This is a genomic window from Serratia sp. B501 (assembly GCF_051172315.1).
In the GTDB taxonomy this organism is placed as follows: Bacteria; Pseudomonadota; Gammaproteobacteria; order Enterobacterales; family Enterobacteriaceae; genus Serratia; species Serratia ureilytica.
The window spans coordinates 207254-224175 of the sequence record NZ_JBPIZB010000006.1 but is presented as its reverse complement, the minus strand read 5'-3'; the positions used below and the strand labels follow the sequence as shown (position 1 = coordinate 224175).

At 63.9% G+C, this 16922-nt stretch carries 10 protein-coding genes; 7 read left to right on the top strand and 3 right to left on the bottom strand.

The genetic code is table 11. The annotated features are described in order from the left end of the window. Positions 1-63: 63 nt before the first annotated feature. Both ACSBQV_RS18745 and ACSBQV_RS18740 read left to right on the top strand, forming a co-directional pair. A complete protein-coding gene (locus tag ACSBQV_RS18745; protein ID WP_099782429.1) occupies positions 64-3393 on the top strand; it encodes a diguanylate cyclase in 3330 nt (1109 codons plus the stop codon). A gap of 194 nt (positions 3394-3587) precedes the next feature. After that, positions 3588-3941 (top strand): DNA-binding protein, encoded by a 354-nt coding sequence (locus ACSBQV_RS18740; RefSeq protein ID WP_033644048.1) that lies wholly within the window; start codon positions 3588-3590, stop codon positions 3939-3941. Between the two features lie 6 nt (positions 3942-3947). Here the strand turns inward: ACSBQV_RS18740 and alkA are convergent, their stop codons facing one another. Beyond that, positions 3948-5438, bottom strand: coding sequence for a DNA-3-methyladenine glycosylase 2 (gene alkA, locus ACSBQV_RS18735; protein WP_099782428.1), 1491 nt, complete (start codon positions 5436-5438; stop codon positions 3948-3950). Between the two features lie 164 nt (positions 5439-5602). On the opposite strand from alkA, the gene yegD reads away from it, so the two are divergent. After that, positions 5603-6955, top strand: a complete 1353-nt coding sequence (gene yegD, locus ACSBQV_RS18730) for a molecular chaperone (RefSeq protein WP_099782427.1) — start codon at positions 5603-5605, stop codon at positions 6953-6955. 51 nt (positions 6956-7006) lie between these two features. Continuing rightward, positions 7007-7573 carry a GNAT family N-acetyltransferase gene (locus ACSBQV_RS18725; RefSeq protein WP_099782426.1) on the top strand — a complete coding sequence of 189 codons (567 nt, stop codon included), beginning with the start codon at positions 7007-7009 and terminating at the stop codon, positions 7571-7573. Here the strand turns inward: ACSBQV_RS18725 and ACSBQV_RS18720 are convergent. Both ACSBQV_RS18720 and ACSBQV_RS18715 read right to left on the bottom strand, forming a co-directional pair. Then, the gene (locus ACSBQV_RS18720; RefSeq protein WP_033651545.1) at positions 7570-8187 is read right to left on the bottom strand and encodes a pyridoxamine 5'-phosphate oxidase family protein; all 618 of its coding nucleotides are present in this window, start codon (positions 8185-8187) and stop codon (positions 7570-7572) included. The two genes, ACSBQV_RS18725 and ACSBQV_RS18720, sit on opposite strands and share 4 nt — an antisense overlap. Positions 8188-8248: 61 nt before the next feature. Then, positions 8249-9202: an aldo/keto reductase gene (locus tag ACSBQV_RS18715; protein WP_099782425.1), complete on the bottom strand. Its 954-nt coding sequence runs from the start codon at positions 9200-9202 to the stop codon at positions 8249-8251. Between the two features lie 269 nt (positions 9203-9471). On the opposite strand from ACSBQV_RS18715, the gene ACSBQV_RS18710 reads away from it, so the two are divergent. Genes ACSBQV_RS18710 through mdtC form a run of 3 tightly spaced genes read left to right on the top strand, consistent with a single transcriptional unit; the run spans position 9472 to position 16921 of the window. Next, positions 9472-10725, top strand: coding sequence for an MdtA/MuxA family multidrug efflux RND transporter periplasmic adaptor subunit (locus tag ACSBQV_RS18710; protein WP_099782424.1), 1254 nt, complete (start codon positions 9472-9474; stop codon positions 10723-10725). After that, positions 10725-13844, top strand: a complete 3120-nt coding sequence (locus ACSBQV_RS18705; protein WP_099782423.1) for an MdtB/MuxB family multidrug efflux RND transporter permease subunit — start codon at positions 10725-10727, stop codon at positions 13842-13844. The genes ACSBQV_RS18710 and ACSBQV_RS18705 overlap by 1 nt, the downstream gene beginning before the upstream one ends. After that, a complete protein-coding gene (mdtC, locus tag ACSBQV_RS18700) occupies positions 13841-16921 on the top strand; it encodes a multidrug efflux RND transporter permease subunit MdtC (protein WP_099782422.1) in 3081 nt (1026 codons plus the stop codon). Before ACSBQV_RS18705 ends, mdtC begins: the two co-directional genes overlap by 4 nt. Position 16922 lies beyond the last annotated feature (1 nt).

Genomic DNA, 16922 nt, shown 5'->3' with positions numbered 1-16922 from the left:
ATCATCTTGATTCATCCACGTCATGAATCCAATCACAGGCAGAGGTCATCGGTAAGGATGTCTATGGATATCAGCGCGCCGAACGCGTTCGGCACACACAAAGGCGTTATGCTGACACATTCTCTGTTCGTGGCGCTGGCGACATTTTTACTCGCCTTGCTGAGCCTGTCGTTATCCAGTGAGGCTCATCACTTCACGCCGCTGTGGTTCCCGACCGCCGCCGCGATCGCCGTGCTGTATCGCCATCCCCCGCGTCATTGGGGTTTGCCGCTGCTGGCCAGCGGCACAGGCATCGTGCTCGCCAGCTTCCTGCTGTTCGGCCTCAGCGCCATTCCCGTCAAGCTGGCCGCCATCAACCTGCTGGAAGCGGCAGTGTGCGCTCTGCTGCTGCGCCGCACGCTGCCGGCGATCGATCCGCTGAGCGATCTGGGCTGTTGGCTGCGCTTCGTGGTCTGCGCGGTGATATTTACCCCATTGTTCAGCGCGCTGCTGGCCGCCGGACTGACCCCCACGCCGGACCAAACGTTTTGGCAATCGTTCGGCACCTGGTTCATCTCTGAGGCGATAGGGGTGCTGTCGCTGGCGCCGCTCGGGCTCACCTATCACCGCCGCCTGTTGGCCGGGCTGAATCCGTATCCGCTGCTGTTGACCCTGATGGGCTCGCTGGCCTTCAGCTATCTGGCGCTGACGCATCTGCCCTTCCCCTTTACCTTCGTCATCCTGCCGCTGCTGTGGGCGGCTATCGCGCTGTCGCGCTTCGAAACTTTCACCGTCTGTTTCTGCACTCTCCTGCTGATCACCGTCCTGCTGTCGCTGGGCCTGCTGCGCCTTCAGTCTTCCCAGCACACTTTCCTGGGCGAACTCGGCCTCTATCTGCCGATGTTGCTGATCCTGATCCCGGCGCACGCCATGGCGATGGTGATGCACACCTTCCGGGTGGAAAAGCAACATATCGTCGAGAGCGAAAGCCGCTTTCGCAGCGCGCTGGAGTATTCCGCCATCGGCATGGCGCTGGTGTCGCCGGAGGGCAAATGGCTGCAGGTTAACCAGGCGCTGTGCAAGCTGCTCGGCTATCCGCCCGAAAGACTTTATCGCCTGACCTTTCAAGAGATCACCCACCCGGACGATCTGAACGCCGACCTGACCCAACTGCACGAACTGCTCGACGGCCATATCAGCAGCTACACCATGGAGAAACGCTATATCCGCAGCGACGGCCAGACGGTCTGGGCGCTGCTGGCGGTCTCGCTGGTGCGCGACGGCGAAGGCCGGCCGTTGTACTTCATCTCTCAGGTGGAGGACATCAGCGACCTTAAGCGCAGCGAGGCGGAGAACAATCGGTTGGTGGAGCGCATCACGCTGGCCAACCAGGTGGGCGGCGTCGGCATCTGGGAATGGGTGATGAGCCAGGAAAACTTCACCTGGGATCAGCGCATGTTCGAACTCTACGATCTCACCCCCGACCAAACGCCGACGCTGGCGTTGTGGCGCACCCTGCTGGTGCCGGAAGATCGCGAGCGCACCGATCGCGAGCTGGCCGAGATCCTGGCGCAGCCGCGGCCATTCATCATGGAGTTTCGCATCACTACGCGCAGCGGCAAAGTGCGCCATATCCGCGGCCAGGGCAACGTGATCCTCGACGATCAGGGCCGGCCGCTGCGCCTGATCGGCACCAATATCGACATGACCGAGCTCAAGAGCCTCGCCGAGGCGCTGCACGAAGAGAAAGAGCGCCTGCACATCACCCTCGACGCCATCGGCGAAGGGGTGATCTCCACCGACAGCCACCTGCGCATCACCTTTATGAATCCGGTGGCGGAACAGATGTGCGGCTGGCCGCTCGAATTGGCGATCGGTATGCCCGTCGCCGGCGTGGTGCGCCTGACCAACGGCAAAGACGGCCCGGAAATCGAAAACCTCACGCAATACCCACGGCAATGGCCGGCGGATTATGCGCTGGTGCTGCACAGCCGCGACGGGCGTTATTTCGACGTACAGCAGTCGGTCTCACCGCTGAAAACCCTCGACGGGGAAACCATGGGTGCGGTGATGGTGCTGCAGGACGTCACCGCCTCGCGCGAACTGATGAAAAAACTCAGCTACAGCGCCTCGCACGATGCGCTGACCGGATTGCCGAACCGCACCCGCTTCGAGAAACAGCTGAAAGCGGCGATCGTCGCCGGCGGGGAACCGTCGTCGCCGCATTCGCTGGTGTTCCTCGATCTGGATCGGTTCAAGGCGGTGAACGACACCGCCGGCCATGCGGCGGGCGATGCCCTGCTGCGGGACATCGCCCAACTGATGCGGCATCAGCTGCGCCATAGCGATTGCCTGGCCCGGCTGGGCGGCGACGAGTTCGGTCTGATCCTGTACGACTGCCGGCTGGAACAGGCCAAATCGCTGGTGCAGCAAGTGGTTAATCAAATCAGCCAGCACCCGTTCTACTGGGAAGGGAAGATTTACCGCGTCGGCGCCAGCGCCGGCATCACGCGCATCAGCGCCGACGCCAAAAGCAGCGAACTGCTGGCGCAGGCCGATATCGCCTGCTACACCGCCAAGCACCAGGGGCGCGGCCAGGTTTATCTGTACGAAACGCGGCAGAAACAGCTGCTGGAGCGGCAGCACGAGGTGCTGAGCCTGCAGGAAGTGCAGACGATCATCAGCGAGGGGCAACTGCGGCTGCTGACTCACGCGGTCGCGCCGCCGGCGACGCCGCTGTCGGCCGCGTTTCACCAGGTGAAGCTGCAGGTGATGGCGCCGGACGAGCGCCCGCTGTCGCACGAGGCGTTCATCGCCGCCGCGCAGCTGTACGGCCTGATGCCGGACATCGACCGCTGGACGGCGGCGCAACTGCTGGTGAAATATGCCGACGACATCAAACGCAAAGGGCTGTCGCTCGCGCTGCCGCTGGCCATCGACAGCCTGCTGAGCGCCGACTTCCAGCGCTACCTGACTGAAACGGTGCGCGCTTCCTCGCTGCCGCCGCAGGCGCTACTGTTCAGCGTCGATGAGGCCGCGATACTGGAGCACGCCGCGCAGTGTCGGGCATTTCTCCGCGAACTGCAGCAGCAGGGCTGCCGGCTGATCGTCAACGGCTTCGGGCATAACATCAATGCGTTCGATGAGCTCAGCGACCAGAGGATCGACATCATTCGCATCGATGAACGCTTTATCACCAACATGCACTGCAACCAGATGGACGAGCTGATGGTCTCGATGCTCAACGGCGCGGCGCATCGCATTAAAGCGCAGACCTTCGCCGGACCGGCTCACCAGCCGGTGACGCTGCAGGCGCTGCGCGACATTGGCGTCGATCTGGCGGACGGCGACCAGGTGGCGCTGGAGCAGCCGCTGGCGGTGTTGCTCAGCGACGGCTATTTCGGCATCCGTTAACCCTCCCCCCCTCTCAGGCGCCGTCTGCCGGGCGGCGCCTCGCATCTCGTTCGTTACATGATATTAACCAAGACAAGATTAGTGATATAAATAACACCTGAAGCTTAAACGATTAAGTAAGATGAAATCCCCATGCGAACATCGACGTATCCGTTGATTTTCCTCGACAGGTGATGGCTCAGAGACAAGGGACTATGGAAAAGAAATGGTTTTCCGCCAGGGAACTGATGGGTAAGGCGGGGTTGCCCTCAACCCCGCAAGGGGTCAATTTGATGGCCCGGCGCGAAGGCTGGGTCAGTCGCCGCCGCAGCGGCGTACAGGGCAAAGCGCTGGAATACCATATCGACAGTCTGCCGTTCGGCGCGCGCAGCCTGTCGGCGTTGCGCGAAACCGACCATCCGGATTACGACGTCAAACGTCAGGATCCGGTACGGGTCTGGATCGAGTATTACTATCACCTGACGCCGGCCGAACGGGAAAAGCTGCTGGCGTTCCTGATGCGTGAAGGCATGAGCCGCCTGCTGCAACTGATCGAGTCTCCCCGCTAGCCGCGTTCAACTCTCCGCTTCCGGCGCCCAGTCGCCGTTGTGCCACAGATGCAGCGTGGCGTAAGAGCGCCACGGGCGCCAGCGCTCGGCGTAGCGTTCAATCTGGCGCGGCGTCATGCCGGGGAAACGCTGTTTGATCAGGTAGTCGCCGGCCAGGAACACGTCCGGCCACGACCAGGCGCGCATCGCGATATAGCTGGCGGTCCAACTGCCGATGCCCGGCAGCGCGGTCAGCGCCTTGATGCCCTGTTCGATATCCAGCACGTTGTCGAGCTGCAGCCGCCCTTCCCCCAGCGCGCGGGCGATCTCGATCAGCGCCGCCGCACGCTTCACTTGCACCCCGAGCGGGCGCAGTTCTTCAGGCTGCAGCTGCGCCACCCGTTCTGCTGTGGGGAAAACGTGGGTGATGCCCTCATGCGGCGTCGCCAGCGCTTCGCCCCAGCGTTCGGCCATCCGCCCGGCGAAGGTCGCCGCCATTTTCACGCTGACCAACTGCCCCAGCACCGCACGCGCCGCCTGCTCGAAACTGTTCACGCAGCCCGGCAGGCGCAGCCCCGGCGCATCGGCCGCCAGCGAGCCCAGCGCCTCATTGATGCGATCCGGCGCGGCGTCCAGATCAAACAGCAGGCGCACCCGGCGCAACACCTCCGTCGTCACCAGACTGAGCGTCGGCGCAATCTCGACCCGAACCCGATTGCGCGCCTCTTCCGGCTGCACGCTGAGCCAGCCGCGGTGTTCCGTGCCGCCCTGGCTGACGGCGATCGAGCGCAGGTAGCGGCGCCCCTCGACCCGCTCCACGCCCTGCACGGCGCGCGCCTGCAAGAAATTCAGCATGCGCTCCCAGTCATAGGGTGGCCGATAGCCCAGGTGAAACACCAACCCGCTGGCGGCGGCCCGTTCACCGCGCGCGCCGCCGCTGCGCAGCGCCGACGGGATCAGACGGTAACGCGCCTTGAACAGCTCATTGAAACGCCGCAGGCTGCCGAAACCGGCGGCGAACGCCACTTCGCTGAGCGGCAGATCGGTGTCCGCCAGCAGGCGCTTGGCCTGCAGCAGCCGGTGCGACTGCGCGTAATCGATCGGCGAGGCGCCAAACTGTTCGGCGAAGATGCGCCGCAGATGGCGATCGGAAATGCCCAGCCGCGCCGCCAGCGCTTCGCAGCTGTGTTCGGACAGATACCCCTGCTCGATGAGCTGCACCGCCACCTGGGCATAGCGGTTGCCCAGGTCGATCAGCGCCAGGCCGGGCGCCAGTTCCGGTCGGCATTTGAGGCAGGGGCGAAACCCCGCCAGTTCAGCCGCCGCCGCGCTCGGATAAAAGGTGCAGTTTTCCAGCTTCGGCGTGCGGGCGCTGCACACCGGGCGACAATAGATGCCGGTGGAAGAGACGCCGACGAAAAAACGGCCGTCGAATTTGCGGTCACGCGCGCGCAGCGCGTCGTACAACGCTTGCTGTTGGGTATTCATGGCAACGCTCGGGTTCGGTTTTTTCTGCATTATGGGACTCGGCTAGCGCGCTGACGTGCGGAATTCGGACATTAAGTTAAGCACGCCGCCACCGCGCCCGCTAAATTTTTCGACACTCGCGCATTGGCGCATTGCCCGCCGGCCCCGTCTCGGGTAAAGTCGCCCCCCTTCATTGGCATGGGGACAAAAAAGAGATGTTTATTGGATTCGATTACGGGACAGCCAACTGTTCCGTTGCAGTGATGCGCGACCACGGCCCCGAGCTGTTGACGCTTGAAAACAACGCGCCCTATCTGCCTTCGATGCTGTGCGCGCCGACCCGCGAAGCGGTGAGCGAATGCCTGCACCGCCATTGGCAGATCTCGACCGGCAGCGAAGAAAACCAGCAGCTGCTGCGCCGCGCCATCAGTTACAACCGCGAAGAAGACATTCCGGTCAACGGCGACAGCGTGCTGTTCGGCCTGCAGGCGCTGGCGCACTATATGGAAGATCCGGAAGAGGTGTACTTCGTGCGCTCGCCGAAGTCCTTCCTCGGCGCCAACGGCCTGAAACCACAGCAGATCGCGCTGTTCGAAGACCTGGTGTGCGCCATGATGTTCCACATCAAACGCCAGGCGGAAAATGTGCTGCAAACCGGCATCGATCAGGCGGTGATCGGCCGGCCGATCAACTTCCAGGGCATCGGCGGCGACGAAGCCAACCGGCAGGCGCAGGGCATTCTGCAACGTGCCGCCGAACGCGCCGGTTTCAAGGACATTGAATTCCAGTTCGAGCCGGTGGCGGCGGGGCTGGACTTCGAAGCGACGCTGAGCGAAGAGCAAACCGTGCTGGTGGTGGACATCGGCGGCGGCACCACCGACTGCTCGGTGCTGCTGATGGGGCCGCAGTGGCGCAACCGCGCCGATCGCCAGCAGAGCCTGCTGGGCCACAGCGGCTGCCGGGTCGGCGGTAACGATCTGGACATCATGCTGGCCTTCAAGCAGCTGATGCCGCTGTTCGGCCTGGGCGGCGAAACCGCGAAAGGCATCGCCCTGCCGGCGCTGCCTTACTGGAACGCGGTGGCGACCAACGACGTGCCGGCGCAAAACGATTTCTACAGCGCCGCCAACGGCCGCGTGCTGCGCGATCTGATCCTCGACGCGGCAGAGCCGGAAAAGGTCAAGCGCCTGCTGAAAGTGTACCAGCAGCGCCTGAGCTATCGATTGGTGCGGGCGGCCGAAGAGAGTAAGATCGCCCTGTCCGGCCAAACGGCCATCAGCGCGCCGCTCAATTTCGTGCAGGCCGATCTGGCGGAGAACATCAGCCAGGATCAGCTCGCCGACGCCATCTCGCAGCCGTTGATGCGCATTCAGGAGCAGGTCAGCGCCGCGCTGGCCAGCAGCCAGACCGCGCCGCAGGTGATCTACCTGACCGGCGGCAGCGCGCGTTCGCCGCTGCTGCGCGCCGCGCTGCAACAGCAGCTGCCGGGCATTCCGATCGTCGGCGGCAACGACTTCGGCTCGGTCACCGCCGGGCTGGCGCGCTGGGCGCAAACGCTGTTCCGTTGACAGCCCGCGGGCGCGGCTCGCCGCGCCCTTGTTCATTGGAGGCTATGCATCATGTCGACCATCCTTACCCTCGACAGCGCCAGGCTGCGGCTGCGCCCCTGGCGCGACGACGACCTGCCGGCCTTCGCCGCGCTCAACGCCGATCCGCAGGTCATGCGCTATTTCCCGGCGACGATGACGGCCGAGGAAAGCCGCGCGCAGGCCGAACGCATCCGCGCCTTCCTGCAACAGCACGGCTGGGGGCTGTGGGCGGTGGAAGTGAAAAGCGGTGCGCCTTTTATCGGTTTTGTCGGGCTGGCGCGGCCGGGCGACGATCTGCCTTGCTCCCCCTGCGTGGAGATCGGCTGGCGGCTGGCAGCGGCCCACTGGGGCAACGGCTACGCCGCTGAGGCGGCGCGCGCCGTGCTGGCGTGCGCCTTCGACACGCTGCATTTGCCGGAAGTGGTGTCCTTCACCGCCGAAGATAACCAGCCGTCGCGCCGGGTGATGACACGCATCGGTATGCGCTTCGACGGCGAAACCTTCCTGCACCCGCGTCTGCCGGCGGGCCATCCGCTGCAAAAGCACGTCTTGTACCGGCTGAATCGACAAACGTGGCGCGAACGCCACGGCGATTAATACAGCGTATCCTTCAGCCGCTGCGGCAGCGCGCTGTCGTACTCCTCACCGTCGAAGCGCGTTTGGCTCACCGCAGCCAAAATATGGCCGGGGCTGGGCAGCGCCGAACGCTCGAGGCGGCTGGCCTCTTCCCATAATCCCGAACGCAAGATCGCCCGGCTGCACTGGAAGAACACCGCCTCCACCCGAATGCGCAGCACCGAACGCGGCAGCTGGTTGCGGTGGGCGAAGCGCTGCAACACCGCCGGCGCCACCACGATCTCCGCCCGCCCGTTAATCCGCAGCGTTTCGCCGATGCCGGGGATCAGCAGCAGCAGCGCCACCCGGTTGTCGTGCAAGATATTGCGCAGGCTATCGATGCGGTTATTGCCGCGCCGATCCGGCAACAGCAGGGTTTTCTCGTCTTCGATATGAATGAAACCGGCCGGATCGCCGCGCGGCGAGACGTCCATGCCGTCCGGCCCCACCGTCGAGAGGGCGGCGAACGGCGCCGCCTCGATAAACGGACGGTACGCCGGGTGGATGTAGCTGACTTCTTTAAAAACCGAGGGCGCGGCGGGCTTGCCGTACAGCTGTTCCAGCGCCGCGAGGTCGTTGATGATATCGCCAGACATTGCAGTTTCCTGAATGAGTCATATTGACCCCTTCAGCATAGAGCAAAATCGCCGGCGGCTCTTACTCGGCGCTGGCGTGGTTCAGCGTCTGAATGTCGTCCGCATCCAGCGTCAGACGCGTGGCGCTGACCAACTCATCCAGCTGCGACAACGAGGTGGCGCTGACGATCGGCGCGGTGATGCTCGGGCGCGCGATCAGCCAGGCCAGCGAGACCTGCGCCGGAGAGACGCCGTGTTTGCCCGCCACCTGATCCAGCGCCGCCAGGATGCGGAAACCGCGCGGGTTCAGGTAGCGTTCGACGATGCGATCGCCGCGCTGACTTTTGCCCTCATCCGCTTTGCTGCGGTATTTGCCGGTCAGAAAGCCGCTGGCCAGTGCGAAGAAGTTGATCACCCCGAGGCCATGGCGCTGCGCCACCCCCTCCAGCTCAGCTTCATACCCTTCGCGCGCATACAGATTGTATTCCGGCTGCAGGGTTTCGTAGCGCGCCAATCCGTTGCTCTCGCTCACCCGCAGCGCTTCTTCCAGGCGATCCGCCTGATAGTTGGAGGCGCCGATCGCCCGCACCTTGCCGGCCTTAATCAACGCATCGAACGCCGCCAGCGTCTCTTCCAGCGGCGTATCGCGGTCATCGTCATGCGACTGATAAAGATCGATATAATCGGTTTGCAGGCGCCGCAGCGAATCTTCCACCGCCTGCTGAATATAGCGCGGCGACAGACCCTGTTTGCCTTCGCCCATCGGTTTGCCCACCTTGGTGGCGATGATCACCTGGTCGCGCTTGCCGCTCTTCTTCAGCCATTCGCCGATGACGGTTTCCGATTCGCCGCCCCGGTTGCCCGGCGCCCAGCTGGAATAAACGTCGGCGGTATCGATAAAGTTGAGCTGATTGTCCACCAGCGCATCCAGCAGGCTGAACGAGGTCGCTTGATCCGCCGTCCAACCGAACACATTGCCGCCAAAGGTCAACGCCGGCACCTGAATGCCTGAGCGGCCCAATTCTCTGTTGCTCATCACCTGCTCCTGTGGGAAAAGATTCGCGGGTTAATTATTAGCGCCAACCAGGATAGAACGCTAAAACGGATTGGCTATAAGCTGAAACAAATCACTTATAAACATAGCACGCTCAAATCACCCACTTATTAGGACAATGCTGACGGTTCCTCCATATTTCCTTCATTTTTATGCCGTCCCCGCTGGCTAAACTAGTATCCTGTAAGGAGTGTCATTTTTGTGGCAATGAGTGCCCGCACCCCTGCCTTTTGGAGAGAATTTTCGCCGCCATGAATGCAAAACCCCAACGCCGTTCCCTGATGCCGCGCCTGCTGGTTGCGGCCATCCTGGTCATCGTCGCCGTCTTCGCCTGGCGTTATTTTAACGCCGCTCAACCGCCGGCCGGCACGGCCCCGGGCGCGCAGCAAGCCGGCGGCAAAGCGGGGGCCGGTCGCGCGGCGGGCGGGCGGCGCGGCGCGCCGATGTCGCCGGTGCAGGCCGCGACGGCCACGCAACAGACGGTGCCGCGCTATCTTTCCGGCTTGGGCACCGCCACCGCCGCCAATACCGTCACCGTCACCAGCCGGGTCGACGGCCAACTGATGGCGATCCACTTTACCGAAGGCCAGCAGGTCAAAGCCGGCGATCTGCTGGCAGAAATCGATCCCCGGCCGTTCCAGGTGCAACTGACCCAGGCGCAGGGGCAGTTGGCGAAAGATCAGGCCACGCTGGCCAACGCCCGGCGCGATCTGGCGCGCTATCAGCAATTGGTGAAAACCAATCTGGTTTCCCGTCAAGAGCTGGATACGCAGGCCTCGCTGGTGCAGCAAACCGAAGGCGCCATCAAAGCCGATCAGGGCGCGGTCGACAGCGCCAAACTGCAGATCACCTACAGCCGCATCACTGCGCCAATCGACGGCCGCGTCGGGTTGAAACTGGTCGACGTCGGCAACTACGTCACCAGCGGCAGCACCACCGGTTTGGTGGTGATCACGCAGACGCACCCGATCGACGTGGTGTTCACGCTGCCCGAAGGCAACATCGCCGATCTGCTCAAGGCGCAAAAAGCCGGGCCGGTGAGCGTCGAAGCCTGGGATCGCACCAACCAGAACAAGCTGACGACCGGTTCGCTGCTGAGCCTGGACAACCAAATTGATACCGCCACCGGCACCATCAAGCTGAAAGCGCGCTTCGCCAACGAAGACGACGCGCTGTTCCCCAACCAGTTCGTCAACGCGCGGCTGCAGGTGGATACCCTGCACGATGCGGTGGTGATCCCGACCGCCGCGCTGCAGATGGGCAACGAAGGCAACTTCGTCTGGACGCTCAGCGAAGACAACAAGGTCAGCAAACATCGGGTCACCGCCGGCGTGCAGGACAGCCGGCAGGTGGTGATCAGCGCCGGCCTCAACGCCGGCGATCGGGTGGTGACCGACGGCATCGATCGCCTGACCGAAGGCATGCAGGTGGAAGTGCTGGCGCCGAACGACGCGCCTGCGGCGTCAAAAGCCAAGCGCGAACCTGACGTTCAGAGGAAGTCCTGATGCAGGTGATGCCACCGACCCGCGGCGGCGGCCCTTCCCGCCTGTTTATCCTGCGCCCGGTCGCCACCACCCTGCTGATGGTGGCGATACTGCTGGCGGGGATCATCGGCTATCGCGCGCTGCCGGTTTCCGCATTGCCGGAAGTGGACTACCCGACCATCCAGGTGGTGACGCTGTATCCCGGCGCCAGCCCGGACGTGGTCACCTCCGCCATTACCGCGCCGCTGGAACGCCAGTTCGGCCAGATGTCCGGCCTGAAGCAAATGGCGTCGCAAAGCTCCGGCGGCGCCTCGGTGGTGACGCTGCAATTCCAGCTGGCGCTGCCGCTCGACGTCGCGGAGCAGGAAGTGCAGGCGGCGATCAACGCCGCCACCAACCTGCTGCCGAACGATCTGCCCTACCCGCCGATTTACAGCAAGGTTAACCCGGCCGATCCGCCGATCCTGACGCTGGCCGTCACCTCCACCGCCATGCCGATGACGCAGGTGGAAGACATGGTGGAGACGCGCGTGGCGCAGAAAATCTCTCAGGTGACCGGCGTCGGCCTGGTGACCCTGGCCGGCGGCCAACGCCCGGCGGTGCGTGTAAAATTGAACGCCGCGGCGGTGGCCGCCTATGGCCTGAACAGCGAAACCATCCGCACCGCCATCAGCAACGCCAACGTCAACTCGGCGAAAGGCAGCCTGGACGGCCCGACCCGCTCGGTCACCCTGTCCGCCAACGACCAAATGAAATCCGCCGACGACTATCGCCAGCTGATCGTCGCCTATCAGAACGGCGCGGCGATCCGCCTGCAGGATATCGCCACCATCGAACAAGGGGCGGAAAATACCCGACTGGCGGCCTGGGCCAACCAGCAACAGGCGATCGTGCTGAACATTCAGCGCCAGCCCGGCGTCAACGTCATCACCACCGCCGACAGCATCCGCGAAATGCTGCCGACGCTGATTAAAAGCCTGCCCAAATCGGTCGACGTCAAGGTGTTGACCGATCGCACCACCACCATCCGCGCCTCGGTCAGCGACGTGCAGTTCGAGCTGCTGCTGGCGATCGCGCTGGTGGTGATGGTGATCTACGTGTTCCTGCGCAACGTGCCGGCGACCATTATCCCCAGCGTGGCGGTGCCGCTGTCGCTGGTCGGCACCTTCGCCGCCATGTATTTCCTCGGCTTCTCCATCAATAACCTGACGCTGATGGCATTAACCATCGCCACCGGTTTCGTGGTGGATGACGCCATCGTGGTGATCGAGAACATCTCGCGCTACATCGAGAAAGGGGAAAAACCGCTCGACGCCGCGCTGAAAGGGGCCGGCGAGATCGGCTTCACCATCATATCGCTGACCTTCTCGCTGGTGGCGGTGCTGATCCCGCTGCTGTTCATGGGCGACATCGTCGGCCGCCTGTTCCGCGAGTTCGCCGTGACGCTGGCGGTGGCGATTTTGATCTCCGCCGTGGTATCGCTGACGCTGACGCCGATGATGTGCGCCCGCATGCTCAGCCACGAATCGCTGCGCAAGCAGAACCGCTTCTCCGCCGCCTCTGAGCGCTTTTTCGAGCGCGTGATCGCGCGATACGGCCAGTGGCTGAAAACGGTGCTTAACCACCCCTGGCTGACGCTCGGCGTGGCCGTGGGCACCCTGGCGCTGACGGTGTTGCTGTACCTGCTGATCCCGAAAGGCTTCTTCCCGGTGCAGGACAACGGCATCATTCAGGGCACGCTGGAGGCGCCGCAGAGCGTTTCGTTCAGCAATATGGCCGAGCGCCAGCAGCAGGTCGCGGCGCAGATCCTCAAAGATCCGGCGGTGGAAAGCCTGACCTCGTTCGTCGGCGTCGACGGCAGCAACGCCACGCTCAACAGCGGCCGGCTGCAGATCAACCTGAAGCCGCTGAGCGAACGCAGCGACCGCATTCCGGCGATCATCAGCCGGTTGCAGCAGCAAACGGCGCAGTTCCCCGGCGTGAAGCTGTACCTGCAGCCGGTGCAGGATCTGACCATCGATACCCAGGTCAGCCGCACCCAGTACCAGTTCACCCTGCAGGCGATGTCGCTGGACGATCTCAGCCTGTGGGTGCCGCAGCTGATGGATGAGCTGAAGCTCACCCCGCAGCTGGCGGACGTCACCAGCGATTGGCAGGATCAGGGGCTGGTCGCCTACGTCAACGTCGATCGCGATTCGGCCTCGCGCCTCGGCGTCACCATGAGCGACGTGGACAATGCGTTGTACAACGCGTTCGGCCAACGTCTGATCTCCACCATCTACACCCAGGCCAATCAATACCGGGTAGTGTTGGAGCACGACGTCAGCGCGACGCCGGGGCTGGCGGCGCTCAATGAGATCCGTCTGAGCGGCAAGGACGGCGCCGTGGTGCCGTTGAGCGCCATCGCCAAAATCGAAGAACGTTTCGGCCCGCTGTCGGTCAACCACCTCGACCAATTCCCGTCGGCCACCGTCTCGTTCAACGTCGCCGCCGGCTACTCGCTCGGCGAAGCGGTAGACGCGGTCACCCAGGCGGAAAAAAATCTCGCCATGCCGAAAGACATCACCACCCAATTCCAGGGCGCGACGCTGGCCTTCCAGGCGGCGCTCGGCAGCACGCTGTGGCTGATTTTGGCGGCGGTGGTGGCAATGTATATCGTGCTGGGCGTGCTGTATGAAAGCTTCATTCATCCGGTGACCATCCTCTCCACCCTGCCGACCGCCGGGGTCGGCGCGCTGCTGGCGTTGATGCTGGCCGGCAGCGAACTGGACGTGATCGCCATCATCGGCATCATCCTGCTGATCGGCATCGTGAAGAAGAACGCCATCATGATGATCGACTTCGCGCTGGCGGCGGAACGCGAACAGGGCTTATCGCCGCGCGACGCCATTTATCAGGCCTGCCTGCTGCGTTTCCGGCCGATCCTGATGACCACGCTGGCGGCCTTGCTCGGCGCGCTGCCGCTGATGCTGAGCACCGGCGTCGGCGCGGAGCTGCGGCATCCGCTGGGCGTCTGTATGGTCGGCGGCCTGATCATGAGCCAGATCCTGACGCTGTTCACCACGCCGGTGATCTACCTGCTGTTTGACAAACTGGCGCGCAACACGCATCGCCAGCCGGATACGCAGGAGCTGCCGTGAAATTCTTCGCCCTGTTCATTCACCGGCCGGTGGCCACCACCCTGCTGACGCTGGCCATCGCCATCAGCGGCGCGATCGGTTTTCGCCTGCTGCCGGTGTCGCCGCTGCCGCAGGTGGATTTTCCGGTGATTTCGATCAGCGCGTCGCTGCCGGGCGCCTCGCCGGAAACCATGGCCTCCTCGGTGGCGACGCCGCTGGAGCGCGCGCTGGGCCGTATCGCCGGGGTCAATGAAATGACCTCGATGAGCTCGCTCGGCAGCACCCGGGTGATTTTGCAGTTCGATCTCAGCCGAGACATCAACGGCGCCGCGCGCGACGTGCAGGCGGCGATTAACGCCGCGCAAAGCCTGTTGCCGACCGGCATGCCGAGCCGCCCCAGCTATCGCAAGGTCAACCCTTCCGACGCGCCGATCATGATCCTGACGCTGACGTCGGACACCTACAGCCAGGGGCAGCTTTACGACTTCGCGTCCACCCAGCTGGCGCAGAAGATCAGCCAGACCGAAGGCGTCGGCGACGTTTCCGTGGGCGGCAGCTCGCTGCCGGCGGTGCGCGTGGAGTTGAACCCTTCGGCGCTGTTCAATCAGGGCGTTTCGCTGGATGCCGTGCGGCAGGCCATCAGCAACGCCAACGTGCGCCGCCCGCAGGGCGCCGTCGAAAACCCGCAGCAACGTTGGCAAATCCAGGCCAACGACGCGCTGAAAACCGCCGACGCCTACCGCCCGCTGATCGTTCATTACAACAACGGTTCGGCGGTGCGGCTCGGCGACGTGGCCGAGGTCAAAGATTCGGTGCAGGACGTGCGCAACGCCGGGATGACCGACGCCAAGCCGGCGATCGTTCTGGCCATCAGCCGCGCGCCGGACGCCAACATCATCGAAACCGTCGATCGCATTCGCGCCGAGCTGCCCGCGCTGCAGGAAAACATTCCGGCCGCAATCTCGCTCAACGTCGCGCAGGATCGCTCGCCGACCATTCGCGCGTCGCTGGCCGAGGTCGAACAGTCGCTGGCGATCGCCATCGGGCTGGTGATCCTGGTGGTGTTCATCTTCCTGCGCTCCGGCCGCGCCACGCTGATCCCGGCGGTCGCCGTGCCGGTGTCGCTGATCGGCTCGTTCGCCGCCATGTACCTGTGCGGCTTCAGCCTCAACAACCTGTCGCTGATGGCGCTGACCATCGCCACCGGCTTTGTGGTGGACGACGCCATCGTGGTGCTGGAAAACATTTCCCGCCACGTCGAGGCCGGCATGAAACCGATCAACGCCGCGCTGTTGGGCGCGCGGGAGGTCGGTTTCACCGTGCTGTCGATGAGCGTTTCGCTGGTGGCGGTGTTTATCCCGCTGCTGCTGATGGCGGGCCTGCCCGGCCGGCTGTTCCGCGAATTCGCCGTCACCCTGTCGGTGTCGATCGGGCTGTCGCTGATCGTCTCGCTGACGCTCACGCCGATGATGTGCGCCTATCTGCTGCGCCACCAGCCGGCGCGTTCGCAGCGGCGCGCGCGCGGCTTCGGCAAAATGCTGCTGGCGCTGCAGCAGGGTTACGGACGCTCGCTGAACTGGGTGCTTGGCCACACGCGCTGGGTGCTGGCGGTGTTCCTCGCCACCATTGCGCTCAACGTCTGGCTGTATATCAGCATCCCGAAAACCTTCTTCCCCGAACAGGATACCGGCCGCCTGATGGGCTTTATCCAGGCCGATCAGAGCATCTCGTTCCAGGCGATGCGCGGCAAACTGGAAGATTTCATGAAAATCGTGCGCGAAGATCCGGACGTGGAAAACGTCACCGGCTTTACCGGCGGCTCGCGCACCAACAGCGGCTCGATGTTCATCTCACTGAAACCGCTGTCGGTGCGCAGCGACGACGCGCAGAAAGTGATCGCCCGCCTGCGCGCTCGCCTGGCCAAAGAACCGGGCGCCAGCCTGTTCTTGATGGCGGTGCAGGATATCCGCGTCGGCGGCCGCCAGGCCAACGCCAGCTACCAATATACGCTGCTAGCGGATGACCTCGCCGCGCTGCGCGACTGGGAACCGAAGATCCGCGCCGCGCTGGCGGCATTGCCCGAGCTGGCGGACGTCAACTCGGATCAGCAGGATAAAGGCTCGGAGATGGATCTGGTCTACGATCGCGAGACCCTGGCGCGCCTCGGCATTTCGGTGTCCGACGCCAACAACCTGTTGAACAACGCCTTCGGCCAGCGACAGATTTCGACCATCTATCAACCGCTCAACCAATACAAGGTGGTGATGGAAGTGGCGCCGCCTTACACTCAGGACGTCAGCTCGCTGGACAAGATGTTCATCATCAACAACGAAGGCAAGGCGATACCGCTCTCTTACTTTGCCAGTTGGCGACCGGCCAACGCGCCGCTATCGGTCAACCATCAGGGGCTGTCCGCCGCCTCGACCATCTCCTTTAACCTGCCGGACGGCGGCAGCCTGTCGGACGCCACCGCCGCTGTCGAACGCACCATGACTCAGCTCGGCGTGCCATCCACGGTGCGCGGCGCCTTCGCCGGCACCGCCCAGGTGTTCCAGGACACCCTGAAGTCGCAGCTGATCCTGATCCTGGCGGCGATCGCCACGGTGTATATCGTGCTCGGCGTGCTGTACGAGAGCTATATCCATCCGCTGACCATCCTCTCCACCCTGCCTTCCGCGGGCGTGGGGGCGCTGTTGGCGCTCGAGCTGTTCGGCGCGCCGTTCAGCCTGATCGCGCTGATCGGTATCATGCTGTTGATCGGCATCGTGAAGAAAAACGCCATCATGATGGTCGACTTCGCGCTCGAGGCGCAACGCAACGGCGGCATCAACGCCCGCGAGGCGATTTTCCAGGCCAGCCTGCTGCGCTTCCGGCCGATCCTGATGACCACGCTGGCGGCGCTGTTCGGTGCGCTGCCGCTGGTGCTGACCAGCGGCGACGGCGCGGAGCTGCGCCAGCCGCTCGGCATCACCATCGCCGGCGGTCTGGTGATGAGCCAGCTGCTGACGCTGTACACCACTCCGGTGGTCTATCTTTACTTCGACCGGCTGCAGGCGAAGTTCCGCCGCAACAAGCAGCTGGCACCGCTGCCGCACTAAT